Genomic DNA, 19,645 nt, shown 5'->3' with positions numbered 1-19,645 from the left:
CGCAATACGAAACAAGCTTCTGGTATGTGGAAGTGAAACTACTATCTTGACGTCAAGCGGTCAATGTCACTTGCGGTGCCCATGACGTGCGATGTTTTCGATGTGGGAAGATTCGTCAAACTTCTGCATGAAATATCGGACTTCTTTGGCTTCGCTCGGACTTCGGTGGGCCATCCCGGTTGTAGAGGGTGGTGGCTTGTGTCACACCACCTGCGATAATTCACGTGCCTTCACCCGAACAAGGTGCCACCATCGAGTCATGGGCGCCTCCGCGGACACGCGCCCCACCCGTAGAGGGGACGGCACGGGCCCGCGCGCCCACCACCCCGCCCATGGGCGAACGGGAAGAAACCCGACGATGGCCGCGTTGACCCACCTGGAGGGATATGAATACTGCCGATATCCACGGAAGCGACCGTCAGGCCCACGAAGGGCCCGGTGAGGACGCGTTCCGTGAGGCGGTCACCGTCGAGGACGGAGACCGTACCGACCACGCGTTCCACGAGGCCCCGGGTACCGACGGCGACCGCCGTGAACACCCCGAGAGCACCCCTGGCCGGGGCGAGATGGAGCTGGCCGAGCGCCACGCCCTGCGCCGCGTCCAAGGGCTGTCCACCGAACTCACCGACGTCACCGAGGTGGAGAACCGCTCCCTGCGTCTGGAGCGTGTGGTCCTGATCGGAGTCTGGACCCGCGGCACGCAGGCCGACGCCGACAACTCGCTCACCGAGCTCGCGGCCCTGGCCGAGACCGCCGGCGCGCTCGTCCTCGAAGGCCTCACCCAGCGCCGCGCCAAGCCGGACCCCGCCACCTACATCGGTAAGGGCAAGGCCGCCGAACTCCGCGACGCCGTCGCGGCCACCGGCGCCGACACCGTCATCTGCGACGGTGAGCTCACACCGGGCCAGCTGATCCAGCTGGAGGACGTGGTCAAGGTCAAGGTCATCGACCGCACCGCGCTCATCCTGGACATCTTCGCCCAGCACGCGCGCAGCAGCGAGGGCAAGGCCCAGGTCGAACTCGCCCAGCTCAGCTACCTGCTGCCCCGACTCCGAGGCTGGGGTCACACCCTGTCCCGGCAGGCCGGTGGCGCCGGAGGCGGCGGCAACGGCGGTGTGGGTCTGCGCGGCCCCGGTGAGACCAAGATCGAGACCGACCGCAGGCGCATCAACGACAAGATCGCCAAGCTGCGCCGTCAGCTCTCCCACATGCGCACCGCCCGCGACGTCAAGCGCGACGTCCGACGCGCCCGTCAGGTGCCCTCGGTCGCCCTGGCCGGGTACACCAACGCCGGCAAGTCGAGCCTGCTCAACCGGCTCACCGGAGCCGGGGTCCTGGTGGAGAACGCCCTGTTCGCCACCCTGGACCCGACGGTGCGACAGGCACGCACCCCCGACGGTCGAGGGTTCACCCTGAGCGACACCGTCGGGTTCGTCCGTCACCTGCCGCACCAGCTGGTGGAGGCCTTCCGCTCCACCCTGGAGGAGGTCTCCGACGCAGACCTGATCCTGCACGTGGTCGACGGGTCCCACCCCGACCCCGAGCAGCAGCTCAGCGCGGTCCGCGAGGTGTTCGCCGACATCGACGCCGGCGACGTCCGCGAGCTCATCGTGGTCAACAAGGTCGACGCCGCCGACCCGGACACCCTCAAGACCCTGCGCACCCGCCACCCCGACCTGGTCGAGGTCTCGGCGCGCACCGGAGAGGGGATCCCCGAACTGGTGACGGCCCTGGCCGAGGCCCTGCCCGAGATCGCCCAAGAGGTACGCGCGCTCGTGCCGTACTCGCGCGGCGACCTCATCGCCAGGGCTCACGAGGAGGGCCGGATCATCGGCGAGGAGCACACCGGAGAGGGCACCGAGCTGCACGCCTTCGTCCCCGCTCCGCTGGCCGCCAGGCTGGAGGAGTACGCGCTCACCCGCGTCTGATCCGCTCCGGACGAACGGACCGAGGCCGGGGTCTCCCTGAAAGGGGAGGCCCCGGCCTTCGTTCTGCGGGGGAGACACCGCCCGGGGCGGCGGCGTGGACGACGTACGCGCCGCCCACGGTCCGGGTGGCCTTCATCACTTCACGATCCTGCGAGTTTCGGTCGGTATCGCTCGCATTCCTCCCACCGGGGAGGTGTACACGATGTCGACGGATGGACTACGGTTTTGGATCACCGGCCGGCAGAGGTCGCCGTCCCCCGACGGTCGAACCCCCACCGTCACGGCACCGCGAGTCGGCCCCGAGCCGTCCACGGCCCTGCCGGAACCGCATCCAGATATCGAGGTCGCCATGCCCGCCCGCGTACCCCACGCCCCCGTTCCGTGCGCTCTCGGCCGGAACTGACCGGCGAGGGCGGACCACCCCATGCCGGCAGTACTCCTCACCAACATCGGCCGTCTCTGGACGGGCCATGAGCTGATCACCCACGCGGCCGTCCTCATCGATGACGACAGGATCGCCTGGGTCGGACCGGCGGCCGACCTCCCCCAGCGCATCCCCGGGGTGATGGAGGACCTCACCGAGGTCGACGAGATCGTCAACATCGGCGGCGGGCTCGTCACACCGGGCCTGGTCGACGCCCACTGCCACCCGGTCTACGCGGGCGACCGCTACGCCGAGGTCAACATGTGGGCCAAGGGCGCCACCCGCGCCGACATCTTCGCGGCGGGCGGAGGGGTGTCCACCACCGTCACCATCACCCGCGGGACCGACCCCTGGACCCTGTGCAACGCGGTACGCGAACGCCTGCGCCACTGGGTGCTGTCCGGCAGCACCACCGTGGAGGCCAAGACCGGCTACCACCTCACCCGGGACGGCGAACTCGCCGACGTGCGACTGCTGCGCTCCCTGGAGGAGGAACCCGGGATGCCGCGCCTGCACGTCACCTTCTTCCCCGCGCACGGGGTGCCCCCGGAGTTCTTCGGCCGCCCTCAGGAGTACGTGAGCACCGTGGCCTCCTGGCTCGGCGACGCCGCCATGGTCGGCGCCGACGGGGTGGACATCTACTGTGACAACCAGCAGTTCACCACCGAGGACGCCCACATGCTGCTGAGCGTGGGCCGGTCGGTGGGGCTGCGCACCACCCTGCACGCCTGCTCACGTCCGCGCCACGGAGCCGTCCGCATGGCCGCCGAGCTCGGATGCGACTCCGTCGACCTGCTCCACGAGGCCGACGACGAGGACCTGCTGGCCCTGGCCGCCACCCGTACCCCGGTCGTGGCCTGCCCCACCACGGCCCTGCACGAACGGCGCACCCCGCCGGTGCGCTCCCTGCTCGACCACGGAGTCCCGGTGGGTCTGGGCACCGACCACAACCCGGGGCAGGCCGGCACCACGTCCATGCCCCTGGTGATCTCCCTGGCCGTCGCCATGTTCGAGATGACCGTCCAGGAGGCGCTCAACGCCGCCACGGTGGGCGGCGCGCACGCCCTGGGGCTCGACGATCGAGGACTCATCGCCCCCGGGCGTCTCGCCGATCTCGTCCAGTGGGACGCCGACCACGAAGGGGCCTTCGCCTGGTCCATGGGGTTGAGCACCCTGCGCGTCTGGCAGGGCGGACGGACCATCCGCTGACCGCTCCGGGACCGGCGGGCTCAGCGGATGCCGCGCGCCCGGGCGATCTCGATGACCGCGCGCTCCAACGCGTACTCGGGGTCACGGCCGCCGCCCTTGATGAGCGCGTCGGTCTCGGCCACCACCGCCATCGCCCGGGTGACCCCCCGGACGTTCCAACCCCGCGCCTGCTGACGCAGACCGCGCATCTTCCACGGCGGCACCTTGGCCCGCTTGGCCAGGTCCGCCTCGCTCATCCCCCGGGGCGGTTGCGCCGCCACCGCGATCCCGCGTACCGCGCCGGCCAGGGCGCTGTTGATCAGGACCGGGGCGGTGCCCACCGCCAACGACCAGCGGAGCTGTTCCAGGGCCTCGGGGAGCCGGCCCTCCACGGTCCGGTCGGCCACGGTGAACCCCGAGGCCTCCGCCTTACCCGAGTGGTATCGGGCCACCGCGGTCGCGTCCACACGTCCCTCGGTGTCGGCGATCAACTGGGTGCAGGCCGCCGCGATCTCGCGTAGTTCGGTGCCCACCGCGTCCACCAGGGCCTGGGCGGCGTCGCCGGTGATCTGCCGGCCCGCGGCGGAGAACTCGCCCTTGACGAACGCCACCCGTTCGGGGCCCTTGGTGGGGCCCTTGCAGTCCACCCTGTGCGCCCCCGCCTTCGTCGCGGCCTGGAGCAGGGCCTTGCCCTTGGCGCCGCCCGCGTGGGTCAACACCAGGTTCACGTCGTCGGCGGGGGAGGAGAGGTAGTCGACGACGGTCGCGGCCAGGTCCTTGGTCAGGTCCTGGGAGGAACGCAGGACGACCACCCGGCGGTCGCCGAACAGCGACGGGGAGGTGACCTCCACCAGGGTGGACAGGCCCACCTGGGCGGGCACGAGGTCGTGGACGTCCACCTCGGGGTCGACCTCCTGGGCCGAGGCGACGACGGCGGCCACGGCCCGGTCGACGAGCAGTTCCTCGTCGCCGACGATGAGCGTGATGAGGGCGGGTGCAGGCATACAACGAGCATGCCACGACCCACCGACCGGCCGGTGCGGTTCACCCCTCGGGGGCGGGACCACGCGCGACCACCCGTACGGGGGAGTCCAGCACGGCCACGTCGCCGTCGAGGTCGGTGCGGGCGCTCACTCGAGCGGTTCTCGCCAACAACCCCAGGGCGAACGGGGTCGGGTGGCCGTAGCCGTTGTCCCTCCCGACGGAGGTCAACGCCACCTCGGCGCCGACCGCCGCGATGAAGTCGGGCTCCTGGGTGTTCGACCCGTGGTGCGGAGTGGTCAACACCGTCACCGCCAACAGGTCGCGATCGGGACCGCGCGTCAACGCGCTCTGGGCCGGCTCCTCGATGTCCCCGGTGAACAACGCCGACAGGTGGGTGCCCTCCGCCCGGACCACAACGGACCCGTCGTTCACCGTCCCCAGGTGCCCCCTCGGGGGCCACAGCACCCGCAGCGTCCACCCGTTCACCCGATAGGTCTCCCCGCGTACGGCGGCCCCGATCTCCACCCCCTCGGCCATCAGCAGACGGCCGACGGAGGAGCCCTCGAACCCCTCGGGGGCCAGTGCCGAGAGCACTCGACGATGTCGCAGTACCCCGGGGGTGCCGTCCACGTGGTCGGCGTGGTCGTGGCTGAGTACCAACAGGGGGATCTCGCGCACCCCCAGCCGCTCCAGACACCCGTTCACCAGATCCGGATCGTCACCCGTATCGAACACCATCGCGCTCCCAGGGCCGGTGGAGACCACGAACGCGTCGCCCTGCCCCACGTCGCAGGCGACCAGGACCCACCCCGGAGGGGGCCAGCCGCCCGGTACGCACCGGGTCGCCACGCCCAGGACCAGTACCGCCGCCACCACCGCGGCGAACACACGACGAACCCCGCCCCGAAGCACCACGAACGCCGCGATGAGCAGGGCCGACAGCACGGCTCCGGTCACGTCCGAACGCCAGGACAGGGCACCGTGGGGTACCCGGGCGCCCGTCTCCGCCACCAGAGCGATCCAGGACACCCCCAGGCCCGGCAGGTGCACCAGGACGGCGGCGGCCTCCGGCCACAACGAGGCCACCACCGTCACTGCGGCCCCCGCCACGGTCACACCCGCGACCACCGGGGCCGCCAGGAGATTGGCCGGAACCGCCACCCAGGACACCTCGCCGGACAGCAGGACCAGGACCGGAGTGACCGCCACGTGCGCGGCCACCGCGATCGCCGCCGCCTCGGCCACCGGCCGCGACAGAGGCGGGGACCAGGCCCGGGTCCACGAGGGGACCAGCAGCAGGATGCCCGCGGTGGCCAGGACCGACAGCGCGAACCCGTAGGAGGCGGCCAGCCCGGGGGCCACGAAGAGCACCCCCACCACCGTGGCGCTCAGCGCGCCCAGCCCGGCCCCGGGTCTTCCGGTCGCCAACGCCAACAGCCCCAGGGAGCCCATGAACGCCGCCCGCACCACGCTCGGCTCTGGCCGGCACACCAGGACGAACAGCCAGATCATCAGAGCTCCGCCCGCCACCGAACACCAGGTCGGGGCCCGGGACCAGCGGGCCACGGCCAGGACGAACCCGGTCAGGATCGCCAGATTGGCGCCCGAGACCGTGAGCAGGTGGGTCATGCCGGTGGCCCGGAAGTCCTCGGCGGTCTCCTCCGGCAACCGCGACACGTCACCGACGATCAAAGCGGGCAGCAGCCCGTTCTCGGGAGAGGGCAGGACCTCGGCCGCCTCGCGCAGACCGGCCCGCACCTCGGCCGCGAAGACCTGTGCGCGGCCGGGCTCGCCCACCTCCTCCGGAGGGCCCCGGACCGAGACCAGCGCGGCGGTGAGCGGGTCGTCCTCGACGGAGAGGAAGACGCCCCGGGCGGTGAAGGTCTGCCCCGGCAACAGGTCGCCCCACGCCTCACCGGAGGCCAACACCACCACCGGTACCTCCGAGGTGCGGATCCCGCCCTCCGCGTCCACCCACAGGGTGCGGGCCCGGACCACCCACTCCGCGCGCCCGGGGCGGGGCATCCCCGCACGAGAACGCGGGTCGACCGTCACGACCGCGCCGAACGCCCTTTCCCCGCCCCGGTCGGCCGCCTCCGAGGCCGCGCTCATCGCCGTGCGGTGCGTGTGGAACCCGGCCACCGCCGCCACCGTCGCCGCGCAGACCAGGGTCGCCGCTCCGGCCAGGGCCAGGGACTCCACCGTCCGCCCGAAGACCGAGGGAGGACGTCCCCACAGGAACAGGGCGGCGGCCAGGAGAGCGGCCGTCCCCGCACCGGCCCAGGCCCACCACGCGGGGACGGCCAACGCGGCCAGGGCGGCCGCCCACGCACCCGCTGCCGGGGCGAACAACCGGAGGTCCGGCGGCCGGTCGAGTCCGTGACCGTCGGTCCCCAACCAGGTCGTCACGGCGGCTCACCCCGCCGTCACGTGGGGGCGCAGGTTCTCCAGGGTCCGTTCCGCGATGCCCTCCACCCCGAGCAGGTCGTCGACCGAGCCGAAGGATCCGCCGAGGGCCTCGCGGTGGGCGAGGATCTGCCGGGCCCGTTTCTCACCGATCCCCGGCAGGGTCCGCAGCTCTGTCTCTCCCGCCCGGTTGATGTCGATCGGACCTCCCGCCTCGCCGGAGGCCCCGTCGACGGTTTGCTCCTCCTCGACCCCCACCAGGATCCGCTCCCCGTCCGCCAGGGGACGGGCCAGGTTGAGCAGGTCCAGGTCGGTGTCGGCCCGTGCTCCTCCGGCCTCCTCCACGGCGTCGGCCACCCGGGAGCCCGCCGGCATGGTGTACAGCCCGGGTTCGGCCACCTCGCCGCCGACGTGCACCACCACCTCGCCCTCCGGCTCCGGTGCGGTGGAGGGGGATCCGCCCTCGGGGACCGCTTCGAGCTCCTCCGCCGAGGCCCGGGAGACCGGTTCGAGTTCGGGTACCTCCCGAGGGGTTTCGCGCAGTGTCAGGAAGGCGATCACCACCGCCACCGCGCCCAGCACCAGCAACACCGTCACCGAACGGCGCGGGGGAGCGAGTTCACCGAACCGGCCACGGGTCAGTCGATCCAGGAGGGAGCCGGGCTCGTCGGGGAGGAGTTCGGTGTACCCCGGGAGAGAGCGGTCGGGAGAGACGTCCGGGGGCCGGTCGGCCGAGGGGGAGGGGAGCTCCTCGGAGAGTCGAGTCCCGGTCTCCTCCGCCGGATCACGACGGGAATCCTCAGGCCGGCGCCCCCTTCGTCGGGGTTCCGCGCTCTCGGGGGAGGGAGGACGCCCCTCGGCCGGATCGGCCTCCCCGGTGGAGACCCCCTCTGGAGAGGGTGCGGGCCCGCCCTTCTCGCGGGGCTCGGCGGGCGGTGTCGGATGGGGCCTCTTCTCGGTGAGGGGCTTCGGCGCCCGAGGCGTGGGGAGGGCTCCGACGGTGTGGTGCCCGGTATGCGGTACGCGGTCCCCGGGCGTGGCACGGGTCGGGGCGAGGGCGAGCCTCTCGGTGGCGGCGTCGAGCCCCTCCCGAGAGTGAAGGGCGGTCTCACCGCACTCCCGCGGACGAGGACGGGTCGGGTGACCGTTCGTGGGCCCGCGCCCCGGTGACGGAGACGGCCTCTCCGGAGTGGGGAGGTCGGACGGGGTCTCCCGACGGTGTTCTTTCCTCGGTCGTGCTCGCGGACGGGTGATGGGGCGGTGACCGATGGTCTCCCGGCGCGCGTCGTGGGGGACACGGTCCCCGCACGGTCCGGGCCTCGGAGAGAGGGAGAGCCTCTCCGTGGTGGGTTCTTCGAGGCACTCCGGGGTGTGGGAGGCGGCCCGCCGGTTCTCGTGTCGTCGGTCGAGGGACCGTCCGAGGAGGGGGCGTCCCCGGTGCGGGCGTGTCCCTTCAGGATGGACCGGCAGGTCGTTCGTGGGGCCGGGACGTGGGGCGAGGAGGAGCCTCTCGGTGGTGGGTTCTTCGGGGCCCTCCGTACCGAGGGAGGTGGTCCGTCGGTCGGTGGGGCGTTCGAGGGGTGGAGTCCCCCGGTGCGGATGCGTCGCTCGGGTGCGGGGCGGGTGGTCGTTCGAGGGTCCGGGGGTGAGCCTCTCGGTGATGGGCTCCTCGATGACCTCCGAGCCCCGCGGGGCGGCCTCAGGGGACTCGCGGGGGTCGGTGGAGGAGGGCTCGGGGGAGGGGCCGGGCGTGCCCGAGGGCCCGCCCTCGGGACGCGGGGTGGGGATCTCGCCCGGGAGGCCCTCGAACAGGGCCCCCTCGTCCGGAACCGCGCCCTCGGGCCGGGGAGCGCGACCTTCGCGCGGCTCGGAGATCGGACCGAGCGCGGGCCTCTCGGCGATGAGGCCGTCGAGACGCCCTGGTGGATCGCCCTCGTGACCCGGCGACGGCCGATAGGGGGAGGTGGTCCCCGGAAGGGAGTAGGGGGCGCACGGCACACCGGCCCCGGACCGGGCGGGGGCGGGTGGGCACGGGAGAGCGCGTGGACGTGGGGAGCGCGGAGGCGGGCGCAGACCGAGAGAACGGAGACGTTCCTCGGGGGACGGCACGGAGGGACGGCGCCGTGACCGGCGCGGAACGGTCATGGAACAACGCTAGAGAGCGGAGTCCGCCTCTGTCACCGGCCGATTCCTCCCTGTGGACAACTCACCGGGCCGAGACCGTCGACCGGGTTCTCCCCGAGCGGGGGAACACGAGGGCCCGGCCTCCCCGTGGGGAGGCCGGGCCCTGTGAAGCTCGGATCGCTCGGTCCTCAGGCGGACTGGATCGAGTGCAGGCGCTTGGCGATCGCGCTCTTGCGGTTCGCGGCCTGGTTCTTGTGGATGACGCCCTTGCTGGTCGCCTTGTCCAGGGCGCGGGCGGCCTCGCGCTGCGCCACGGTGGCCTTCTCGACGTCCCCGGCCTCGGCGGCCTCGCGGAACTTACGAACGGCCGTCTTCAGGGAAGAGCGCACGGCCTGGTTACGGACACGGGCCTTCTCGTTCTGCCGAATGCGCTTCTTCTGCGACTTGATGTTCGCCATGCGAAAACGTGCTCCAGTTGCTCTGATCATCGCGTCGGTCGAACAGACGGCTCATCTCACGGGCAGCCGATCCGTGAGGGGCGCGCGTGGGCGCCGACGCAGGGTGTGTGAGTCCACAGGGCTCAAATTCGAACGTGGAAGTCCGAGACACGGACTTCTCAGTATGCCGCATTCGACGGACCACTCGGGCCCCGTACCGCGAGGCGTCGACCACCTCGGATCACGGAGCCAGGGACAACCAACCGTTCCGGTAGGCCTCCAGGTCGTCCTCGTCGGCCTCGTCCGCCAGATAGAGGGCCACGCCCCGGCCCATCTCCTCGGGGGGTTCGGCCTCGGAGAGTCCCAGCCGTACGCCGGCGATCGCGGTCATGGCGTTCTCCTCGGAGCTCGCGGGTCCCCACTCCTCGTTCTCGTAGGTGGGAACGCCGAACCGCAGGGTCAGGTCCTCCCGGCCCTGGAGCGCCGCCACCGACTCGGTCACCTGGCGCACCATGAAACCGCCGTACATACCGCCGGTGGGCATGTTCGCGTCCACACCGGGAAGGACGACCTCGTCGGCGTGCCGCGAGACCCGTTCCAGATAGCCCTTGGACCAGTACTTCTCCTCGCCGCCGGCGATGAAGGACGGCATGCGGCCACCGGGCAGCAGCTCCACGTGCTGGGCCTGGAGCGACAGCACGGGCTCCTCGCCCAGTTCCTCGCGGACCATCTCCATCAGGGTGGGGATCGACGGATCGTTGACCGTCACCGGGCGGATCTCCAGGTGCGCGCCGGCGAAGCCGTCCTCGACCACCTCGGCCACGCGAGGGGCCAGAATCTCCCGCGCCTCGGCGGGGAACCGGTCGCGGATCAGGGACGAGCCGGTCTCCACGTACCGGAGCCAGGCCAGCGGGCGCACGTCGGGATGGCGCGCGTCCAGCCAGGACAGCAGGGCGTCGGTCTCCGGAACGCGTTCGACGGTCCCGTCGTCGGCCACGTCGCCCGCGTACACGTACAGGGTGTCCACGCCACCGGTGTCCAGGAGCGCCGCGAGGCTCTCGGTGTCCTCCCAGGAACCGACCCAGGCCGCGTCCGTCTGCTGGGAGGCCGCCCAGGGCAGCGGCGTCCCCGAGTACTGATGGCTCAGCAGCGCTCCCGCGGCCACCACCAGAACCAGGACCGCCGCCACTCCGGCGATCAACCGTTTCAGAAACCACATCACCCGTACGTCACCCGCTCTCCCAAGGCACCGGCGGGCCCGTTCCCGTCGCCGGTTCGCATAACCTGGACGTCGACATCCGCTTGTCGCGCCCATACTGCCGTACCCCTCCCGGAAACATCCGGTGAGGGCGGTCCGGGCGCCATGGGATGATGAAGGATGCCGTGCGCCCGAGGCCACGGCGGGCGGCGCCCTCACCGGCGCGCACGACCCTGACCCGACCCCTGTCGAACGGAGCACGGTGGCACAGCCGAACTGGACCGATCCCGCGCTGATCCGCAACTTCTGCATCATCGCGCACATCGACCATGGCAAGTCGACGCTGGCCGACCGGATGCTCCAGATCACCGGGGTCGTCGAGGACCGCCAGATGCGCGCCCAGTATCTGGACCGGATGGACATCGAGCGCGAGCGCGGCATCACGATCAAGTCCCAGGCGGTGCGGATCCCCTTCACCGCGGCGGACGACCTCACCTACACGCTCGACCTCATCGACACCCCGGGGCACGTCGACTTCACCTACGAGGTGTCGCGTTCCCTGGCCGCCTGCGAGGGCGCGATCCTGCTGGTCGACGCCGCGCAGGGGATCGAGGCCCAGACCCTCGCCAACCTCTACATGGCGCTGGAGAACGACCTCCACATCATCCCGGTGCTCAACAAGATCGACCTTCCCGCGGCCCAGCCCGAGAAGTACGCCGAGGAGCTGGCCGGGATCATCGGCTGTGAGCCCTCCGACGTGCTCAAGGTCAGCGCCAAGACGGGCGAGGGCGTGGAGGCCCTCCTCAACGAGATCGTCGCCCAGATCCCGCCGCCGGTCGGTGACGCCGACGCCCCGGCCCGCGCGATGATCTTCGACTCGGTCTACGACACCTACCGCGGTGTGGTGACCTACGTGCGTGTCGTGGACGGCAAGCTCAGCCCGCGTGAGCGCATCCAGATGATGTCGACCAGGGCCTCCCACGAGATCCTGGAGATCGGCGTCAGCTCGCCCGAGCCCACCAAGTGCGGTGGTCTGGGCGTCGGCGAGGTCGGTTACATCATCACGGGCGTCAAGGACGTGCGCCAGTCCAAGGTCGGTGACACCATCACCTCCCTGGCCAAGCCGGCGGAGGACATGCTCTCCGGCTACCAGGAGCCCAAGCCGATGGTGTTCTCGGGTCTGTACCCGATCGAGGGCACCGACTACCCGGTGTTGCGCGACGCGCTGGACAAGCTCCAGCTCAACGACGCCGCCCTGAACTTCGAGCCCGAGACCTCCGCGGCCCTGGGCTTCGGCTTCCGCTGCGGTTTCCTGGGGCTGCTGCACCTGGAGATCACCCGCGCCCGCCTGGAGCGCGAGTTCAACCTCGACCTCATCTCGACGGCGCCCAACGTCATCTACCGGGTGGAGATGGAGGACGGCGCCGAGCACGTGGTGACCAACCCGAGCGAGTTCCCCACCGGGAAGATCGACTCGATCCACGAGCCGATGGTCAAGGCCACCGTCCTCAGCCCGTCCGACTACATCGGTCAGATCATGGAGCTGTGCCAGGACCGTCGTGGTGAGCTCCAGGGCATGGACTACCTGTCCGAGGACCGTGTGGAGATGCGTTACACGCTCCCCATGGCCGAGATCGTCTTCGACTTCTTCGACGCCCTCAAGTCCCGGACCAAGGGTTACGCCTCGCTGGACTACGAGCCCATCGGCGAGCAGGTCGCCGACCTGGTCAAGGTCGACATCCTTCTCCAGGGCGAGGCCGTGGACGCCTTCTCCGCCATCGTGCACAAGGAGAAGGCCTACGCCTACGGCGTGGAGATGACCAAGAAGCTGCGCGAGCTCATCCCCCGGCAGCAGTTCGAGGTTCCGGTCCAGGCGGCCATCGGTGCCCGCGTGATCGCCCGTGAGAACATCCGCGCCATCCGCAAGGACGTGCTGGCCAAGTGCTACGGCGGTGACATCAGCCGTAAGCGCAAGCTGCTGGAGCGTCAGAAGGAGGGCAAGAAGCGGATGAAGATGGTCGGCCGGGTCGAGGTGCCCCAGGAGGCCTTCATCTCCGCGCTGTCCACCGACGGCGGTTCGGCCGAGGACAAGAAGAAGAAGTAGTGCCTGCTCGTGTGCCGCCCAGCCATGGGACGGCACACGAGACGACGAGGGGCGCCCCCGACGCGGGGACGCCCCTCGTTCCGTTCTCCGTGGCCTCGCTAACCCTTGACGGCTCCGGTGGTCAGGCCCTCGCTGATGTAGCGCTGGAGGAACCAGAACACCGCCAACGTGGGCAGGGAGAGCATGACGGCGCCCACCGCGAACATGCCGAAGTTGGCGTTGCGCTGGGAGTCCACGAGCTGGTACAGCCCCAGCCCCAGGGTCTGGGCCCCGGTGTCTCGGAGGAAGACGCTGGCCAGAAGGAACTCGTTGATGGTGGAGACGAACACCAGGAGCCCCACGATCGCCAGCACCGGGGTGACCAGGGGCAGCATGATCCGGAAGAACACCTGGGCGTGCGTGGCCCCGTCCATCTGGGCGGACTCGTCCAGTTCCCTGGGCACGGTGTCGAAGAAGCCCTTCATGAGCCAGGTGTTGATACTCAGGGCGCCGCCCAGGTACACCAGCAGCAGCCCCCACCGGGTGTCGAAGCCGATCACCGGATAGAGCTCTCCGAGGTCGGAGAACATCAGGTAGATCGCCACGATCGCCAGGAACTGGGGGAACATCTGGATGACCAGGAGCCCGATCAGTCCCACGCGTCGCCCCTTGAACCGCATCCGGCTGAAGGCGTAGGCGGCCAGCGCGGACAGCAGGACGGTGATCGCCGCGTTCCCGATGGCGAAGAACAGGGAGTTGACGTACCAGGTGGCGAACGGGGTGTTCTGGAACAGGTCCTGGGCGTTGGCCATGCTCGCCCCGGTCGGCCACAGCCGGGAGCCGCTCAGCGTGCCGATCGGGTTCAGCGCGGCCGAGACCACGAACAGCACCGGGAAGACCGCGAAGATCACCACGGGCCACATCACGGCGTGGCGCCACCCCAGTCGGCCGGCCCACAGGAGGAACCGGTCGGTGGTGGAGCGCCGGTGGACGGGGCGGACGGTGGTGTCGGGGACGCTCATCGGTCCACCTCCTGGAGGGCCTTGGTCCTGCTCAGACCGGTCACCGACATCACCGAGACGATCAGGAAGATCATCACCGACAGCGCGGCCGCGTACCCGTACTGGGCGGTGGCCTCACTGAACGCGAGTCGGTAGGTGTAGGTGATGAGAAGGTCGGTGGCGCCGCTCGCGGCGGTGCCCTCCGAACCGTACGGCCCGCCCCTGGTGACCAGCCATACCGCGTTGAAGTTGTTGAAGTTGAAGGCGAACGTGGCGATGAGGATCGGGGTCATGGCGACCATGAGCAGGGGCAGGGTGACGTGGCGGAAGGCCTGCCAGGGGCCCGCGCCGTCCAACCGGGCCGCCTGGCCCAGCTCGCGGGGCACGGCCTGGAGGGCGCCGGTCGCGACGAGGAACATGTACGGGTAGCCCAGCCAGACGTTGGTCAGGATCACCGCGGCCCGAGCGGCCCATACGTTCCCGAGCCAGTCGACCTGCAACCCCAGCATCCGGTTGAAGAGACCGAAGTCGACGTTGAACATGTCCCGCCACAACAGGTACATGGCCAACGAGCTCATGGCGTAGGGGAGGATCACCAGGACCCGGTAGAACGTCTTGCCGCGCATCTTCGGAACGTGCAGGGTCAGGGCCACCGCCAGACCCACCACGAACACCAGGAAGGTGACCGAGGCGGCGAAGACGATGTTCCACACCAGGGTGCCGAAGAAGGAGGAGGCGAAGGACGGGTCGAGCAGGAACCGGGAGAAGTTGTCCAGGCCGACGCCGACCTGCCAACCCTGGGCGAGCCGTCGTCCGTCCTCGTCGTAGAAGGCGCCCCGTTCGTCGTCGGCGTGGTAGACCGTGCCGGTCTCGGTGTCCTCGATACAGTCGCAGGTCTGGTCGTAGACGCGGACGGCGGTGCCCTCGAAGGCGGTGGACAGTCCGCTGGAGCGGATGCCGGAGCCGTCGTCGGTGGGCACCGCGAACTCCTGGAGTTCGCCGCTGCGCTCGTTGACCTGCGCGGGTGTCAGGATCGTGTAGCCGAGGGCGCCGGTGACCCGGCCCGAGGGGTCGACCTGGGCTCCGATGAGCTCGTTCAGCCCCTCCTCGGTACCGGCGTAGGTGTCTCCCTCGGGCGAGGTGAGGAGGAAGACCAGGTCGCCGGTGTCGGGGTCGCCCGTGGTGGCGACGGTGAGGGCGAACTCCCGGGAGTCGTCCTCTCGGACCACCGAGAACGCCTCGATGGAGGCGATCGCCTGTTCCTTCGACCCCCGATGCCCGTCGCTCATGTTGGTGAGCGAGGTGCTCATCGTGTAGAGCACCGGGAAGATCTGGAAGGCCATCAGGAACAGGACGCCGGGCACCAGGTACTTGGCGGGGACGGTGCGTCCGGAGAGGTAGACGTAGTAGACCAGCGCCACCACGGCCACGACGAGGCCGATGCCCCACCACACGCCGGCCAGGTACAGCGGCAGGACCGCCCACACGCCCAGGGCGGTGAACAGGCCGAGCAGGAGGATCTTGACGATCCTGCCGCCGAGGGAGCCTTGGAACCTTCTCTCCGCGGGATGCCGGCGGCCGGTCGCCCCCGATGCGGGAGTTCCCGTGCCGCCGGAACGGTCGGTCGCCACCCTTATCCGCCGATCCGCTCGGCGACGGTCTCGTGGGCGGTCTCCAGAGACTCACGGACGTCCTCGCCGCCGATGATCCGGGCCTGGGCGATGCCCAGCGGGTCCCAGGTCTCGCCCATCTCGGGGATGTTGGGCATGGGCATGCCGTTCTCGCCGGTCTCGGCCATCGTGGCGATGGCGGGGTTCTCGGCGGAGATCGTCTCGAGGGCTTCGAGCTGGACCGGGGTGCGCGGGTCGGCCTCGTACAGGGAGAGGATGAAGTCGGGGTCGGTGACGTGGTTGACCACGAACTCCTCGGCGAGGGCGCTGTTGGGGCTGCCGTCGGTCACGAAGAAGGCCTGGTAGCCGATGTAGGGGGCCGCGGGGTCCTTGCCCTCGAAGCCGGGGATGGCGCTGATCTCGTAGTCGATGTCGGAGGCCTCGGCGTCGCCGATGGTCCAGGGGCCCGCCACGAAGAAGGGGGCCTTCCCGTCGAAGAAGAGGGCCGCCTCGTTCTCCAGGTCGATGGAGCGGCGCAGCACGCCCTCGCCGGCCTCGCCGTATTCGGCGATCAGCTCCATGGCCTCGATGGTCTCGTCGGAGCCGATGCCCAGGTCCTCGGGGTCCCAGTCGCCCTCGGAGTCCTGCCCGAACAGGTAGCCGCCGGCGGAGGTCATGAGCGCGTTCATCCGGTAGGGGTCGCCCTCTTGGCCGACCGCCATGGCCAGGACCTCCTCGGCCTCTCCGGCCTCCTTGAGCCCCGTGCCGATCTCCACGAGCTCCTCGAAGGTCTCGGGGGCGTCGGGCGCCAGCTCGGTGTTGCGCATGAGGAAGATGTTCTCCTGCGTGTACGGAACGCCGAGCAGCCGTCCCTCCAGGGTCATGGCCTCCAACGCGGTCTCGTCCAGCGCGGCCTCGCGGTCGGCGGGCAGGTCGATCGGCTGCACCGTGCCGTTGCGCATGAGGTTGCCGGTCCAGTCGTGGGCGCCGACGAAGATGTCGGGGGCGTTGCCCGCCTGGTGGGCGTTGACGACGTCGCCCTGGATGTCGTCGAAGGAGACGTTCTGGACGTCGATCTCGATGCCGTTGGCCTCGCCGAACGCGGCGGCGGCGCTCTGAACGGCGTCGGCCCGCTCGGGGTCGGACCAGATGACGAGGGTGGGGGCGCTCGTGTCACCGGCGTCACCGTCGCCGCCGCACGCGCTCGCCGTCAACGCGATCGCGGCGATTCCGGCGACCGCCGACACTCTGCTGGATCTCATGGTGTCTTCCTTCCGGGGGCCTGTCGGGGTCGGGCATGCGGTGCGCCGAGGGGTCGGCACCAACGCGGGGGCATGCTCGGTGATGTGACGTTAGCAACTCCTTGCAAACTTTGAAAGGCTTTGCAGACGTCAGGGATAAAGATGTGGAAACACCCCGGAAACGGACGGGGCAAGGGCGGGGTCCTCCACCGAAGGGGAGGACCCCGCGGGGTGCGTCACACGCGCAGCCACACCGCGGTCTCGGCGGGCAGACGCAGGACGTCGTCGGTCGTCTTCACACCGGGGCCGGAGTCCACCAGCACCTCGCCGGAGAAGGGCAGTTCGACCGGCGCCTCGGTGAGGTTCACGGCCACACGGACGCCCGGCTCGCGCTCGAAGCACAAAACGCCCTCGGGCGAGTCCAGCCAGGTCATGGACCCGTCACCCAACGCCTCCAGCTCACGACGCAGCCGCAGGGCGGCGGTGTACAGCTCCAGGGTCGAACCCTCGACACCGCGCTGGGCGGCCCGGGAGAGCTCCCCCCAGTGCTCGGGGACCGGCAGCCACGGCTCGCTCCCCTCGGGACCGAAACCGAACGGCGCGACGTCCCCCTCCCAGGGCAGGGGCACACGGCAGCCGTCACGACCGCGATCGGTGTGGCCCGACCGCTTCCAGGTCGGGTCCTGGAGGGACTCCTCCGGCAGGTCGGTGACCTCGGGAAGCCCGAGCTCCTCGCCCTGGTAGAGGTAGACCGAACCGGGGAGCGCCAACATGAGCAGGGTCGCGGCCCTGGCGCGCCGGAGCCCCTGCTCGCCATCGCCGAACCGGGTCACGTGCCGGGTGACGTCGTGGTTGGACAGCACCCACGTGGTGGTCGCGCCCACCGTGCCGTTGGCGGCCAGCGAACCGTCGATCACCTCGCGCAGACGGTTCGCGTCCCAGGGGGCGGTCAGGTACTCGAAGTTGAACGCCTGGTGCAGCTCGTCCGGGCGCAGGTAGCGCGCCACCCGCTCGGCGTTCTCCACCCAGGCCTCGGCCACCAGCGCGCGGTCCCCCGGGTACTCGGCGGCCAGCGCCGACCAGCGACGGTAGATCTCGTGCACGCCGTCCTGGTCGAAGTAGGGCAGTGTGGTGCTGCCGTCGAGCAGATCGGCCTTGGCGTCCGGGTCGATGTCGGGCAGCGCCGGATCCTTGACCATCCCGTGCGCCACGTCGATCCGGAAACCGTCCACCCCGCGGTCCAGCCAGAAGCGCAGCACGTCGTCGAACTCGTCGTGCACCTCCTGGTGGGTCCAGTCGAAGTCGGGCTGCTCGGAGTCGAACAGGTGCAGGTACCACTGCTCGGGCGTGCCGTCGGGCCTCTGGAGTCGGGTCCAGGCCGGGCCGCCGAAGATCGACTTCCAGTTGTTCGGCGGCTCCTCCCCGTCGGGGCCCTTGCCGTCCCGGAAGATGTAGCGCGCGCGGGCGGGGGAACCGGGTTCGGCCGCCACCGCTTCGCGGAACCACCGGTGGGCCGAGGAGGAGTGGTTGGGGACCACGTCGATGATCATCCGGATGCCCAGGTCGTGGGCGCTCCGAAGGAGAGCGTCGAAGTCGTCGAGGGTGCCGAACCTGGGGTCGACGTCCCGGTAGTCGGCCACGTCGTAGCCCCCGTCCGCGAGGGGGGAGACGTAGAAGGGGGTCAGCCAGATCGCATCGACACCCAGTTCGGCGAGGTCGGGAAGACGCTCGCGGATGCCCGCCAGATCGCCCTCCCCGTCACCGTTGGAGTCGGCGAAGCTGCGCACGTAGATCTGGTAGATGGCTGCCTCGCGCCACCAACGCGCCTTGTGCTCCATCAACGGGATCCTTCCCAATCAGGATTGCAAGTTCTTGCGCAAGATTACCGTCAACTTTCTGTCATGTGATGCCGATCTCCACTAGAGTTGTGCGCATGGGTCCACGACTAGCCGACATCGCACGGCACGCAGGAGTCAGCGAGGCCACCGTCTCGCGTGTGCTCAACGACAAGCCCGGCGTCGGCGGCGACACCCGTAAGGCCGTCCTCACCGCCTTGGACGTGCTCGGCTACGAGCGTCCCGCCAGGTTGCGCCAACGCTCCGCCGGCCTGGTCGGCATGGTCACCCCCGAACTGGACAACCCGGTGTTCCCGATGTTCGCGCAGGCCGCGGAGAGCGCCTTGGCCCAACGCGGCTACACACCGGTGCTGTGCACCCAGACCCCCGGCGGGATATCGGAGGACGAGTACGTCGAACTCCTGTTGGAGCGCAACGTCTCGGGCATCCTCTTCATCTCCGGAAAACACGCCGACACCAGCGCCTCGCACGAGCGCTACCAGGCCCTGGTCTCCAGACGCCTGCCCATCGTCCTGGTCAACGGCTACGCCGACGCCATCCCCGCCGCCTTCATCTCCGCCGACGACCGTGAGGCCGGCCGCCTGGCCGTCGACCACCTGGTCGCCCTGGGGCACACCCGCATCGGCTTCACCAGCGGCCCCGAGCGTTACGTGCCGGTCCGTCGCAAGCTGGAGGGCTTCCACCGCGCCCTGGCCGAACACGGACTGGACGGCGACGGACTGGTCGAACTCTCCCTGTTCGGTGTCGAGGGCGGACACGCCGCCGCCGTCCGTCTGATCGAACGCGGGGTCACCGCCATGGTCTGCGGATCCGACCTCATGGCGCTCGGCGCCATCAGGGCCGCCCGTCAGCGGGGCCTGCGCGTCCCCCGGGACTTCTCCGTGGTCGGCTACGACGACTCCCAGCTCATCGCCTTCACCGACCCGCCCCTGACCACCGTCAGGCAGCCCGTCACCGCCATGGCCATGGCCGCCGCCCGCGCCCTGTGCGACGAGATCGCCGGCCACCCGGTCTCGCACACCGAGTACCTCTTCGACCCCGAACTGGTGGTGCGCGGCTCGACCGCCGTCGCCCCGCCGGCCCCCACGCTCGCGGACCCTCCGCTCCGCGACCCCGAACGCGTCGCCGGAGGCCGCTGAACCGGGGCTCCGAGGCCGCTCGACCG

At 70.4% G+C, this 19,645-nt stretch carries 13 protein-coding genes; 4 read left to right on the top strand and 9 right to left on the bottom strand.

The genetic code is table 11. The annotated features are described in order from the left end of the window. The first annotated feature begins 386 nt into the window (after positions 1-386). Both hflX and U9J66_RS07705 read left to right on the top strand, forming a co-directional pair. Entirely contained in the window at positions 387-1,928 is a 1,542-nt protein-coding gene (gene hflX / locus U9J66_RS07710) for a GTPase HflX (protein ID WP_326337370.1), read from the top strand. A gap of 424 nt (positions 1,929-2,352) precedes the next feature. Next, complete coding sequence (locus U9J66_RS07705; RefSeq protein WP_014908523.1) at positions 2,353-3,561, top strand: amidohydrolase family protein; 1,209 nt, start codon at positions 2,353-2,355, stop codon at positions 3,559-3,561. A 20-nt stretch (positions 3,562-3,581) separates the two neighbouring features. Here the strand turns inward: U9J66_RS07705 and holA are convergent, their stop codons facing one another. The 5 genes from holA to U9J66_RS07680 form a co-directional block, all read right to left on the bottom strand. After that, on the bottom strand, positions 3,582-4,544 hold the full coding sequence (gene holA / locus U9J66_RS07700; RefSeq protein WP_326337369.1) for a DNA polymerase III subunit delta: 963 nt from the start codon (positions 4,542-4,544) through the stop codon (positions 3,582-3,584). Between the two features lie 40 nt (positions 4,545-4,584). After that, positions 4,585-6,933, bottom strand: coding sequence for a ComEC/Rec2 family competence protein (locus tag U9J66_RS07695; RefSeq protein WP_326337368.1), 2,349 nt, complete (start codon positions 6,931-6,933; stop codon positions 4,585-4,587). 6 nt (positions 6,934-6,939) lie between these two features. Beyond that, positions 6,940-7,527, bottom strand: a complete 588-nt coding sequence (locus tag U9J66_RS07690; protein ID WP_326337367.1) for a helix-hairpin-helix domain-containing protein — start codon at positions 7,525-7,527, stop codon at positions 6,940-6,942. A 1,715-nt stretch (positions 7,528-9,242) separates the two neighbouring features. Next, complete coding sequence (gene rpsT, locus U9J66_RS07685) at positions 9,243-9,512, bottom strand: 30S ribosomal protein S20 (RefSeq protein WP_014912146.1); 270 nt, start codon at positions 9,510-9,512, stop codon at positions 9,243-9,245. 220 nt (positions 9,513-9,732) lie between these two features. After that, positions 9,733-10,710 (bottom strand): hypothetical protein, encoded by a 978-nt coding sequence (locus tag U9J66_RS07680; RefSeq protein ID WP_014909798.1) that lies wholly within the window; start codon positions 10,708-10,710, stop codon positions 9,733-9,735. Between the two features lie 241 nt (positions 10,711-10,951). Here U9J66_RS07680 and lepA point away from each other — a divergent pair, with 241 nt between their 5' ends. Beyond that, positions 10,952-12,793: a translation elongation factor 4 gene (gene lepA / locus U9J66_RS07675; RefSeq protein ID WP_014912000.1), complete on the top strand. Its 1,842-nt coding sequence runs from the start codon at positions 10,952-10,954 to the stop codon at positions 12,791-12,793. A gap of 98 nt (positions 12,794-12,891) precedes the next feature. Here lepA and U9J66_RS07670 read toward each other — a convergent pair whose 3' ends face one another. The 4 genes from U9J66_RS07670 to U9J66_RS07655 form a co-directional block, all read right to left on the bottom strand. Continuing rightward, positions 12,892-13,794, bottom strand: a complete 903-nt coding sequence (locus U9J66_RS07670; protein WP_014909673.1) for a sugar ABC transporter permease — start codon at positions 13,792-13,794, stop codon at positions 12,892-12,894. Beyond that, positions 13,791-15,404 carry an ABC transporter permease subunit gene (locus U9J66_RS07665; RefSeq protein WP_326337364.1) on the bottom strand — a complete coding sequence of 538 codons (1,614 nt, stop codon included), beginning with the start codon at positions 15,402-15,404 and terminating at the stop codon, positions 13,791-13,793. The genes U9J66_RS07670 and U9J66_RS07665 overlap by 4 nt, the downstream gene beginning before the upstream one ends. A gap of 2 nt (positions 15,405-15,406) precedes the next feature. Further along, the gene (locus U9J66_RS07660) at positions 15,407-16,645 is read right to left on the bottom strand and encodes a sugar ABC transporter substrate-binding protein (RefSeq protein WP_161111483.1); all 1,239 of its coding nucleotides are present in this window, start codon (positions 16,643-16,645) and stop codon (positions 15,407-15,409) included. A gap of 215 nt (positions 16,646-16,860) precedes the next feature. Continuing rightward, a complete protein-coding gene (locus tag U9J66_RS07655; protein WP_026124942.1) occupies positions 16,861-18,462 on the bottom strand; it encodes a glycoside hydrolase family 13 protein in 1,602 nt (533 codons plus the stop codon). Between the two features lie 95 nt (positions 18,463-18,557). On the opposite strand from U9J66_RS07655, the gene U9J66_RS07650 reads away from it, so the two are divergent. Then, a complete protein-coding gene (locus U9J66_RS07650; protein ID WP_042281138.1) occupies positions 18,558-19,619 on the top strand; it encodes a LacI family DNA-binding transcriptional regulator in 1,062 nt (353 codons plus the stop codon). Positions 19,620-19,645: the final 26 nt, after the last annotated feature.

It is taken from the genome of Nocardiopsis sp. LDBS1602 (assembly GCF_035818715.1).
GTDB lineage: Bacteria > Actinomycetota > Actinomycetes > Streptosporangiales > Streptosporangiaceae > Nocardiopsis > Nocardiopsis alba.
The sequence above is the reverse complement of the archived record's forward strand: the minus strand, read 5'-3'. Positions and strand labels throughout refer to the sequence as shown.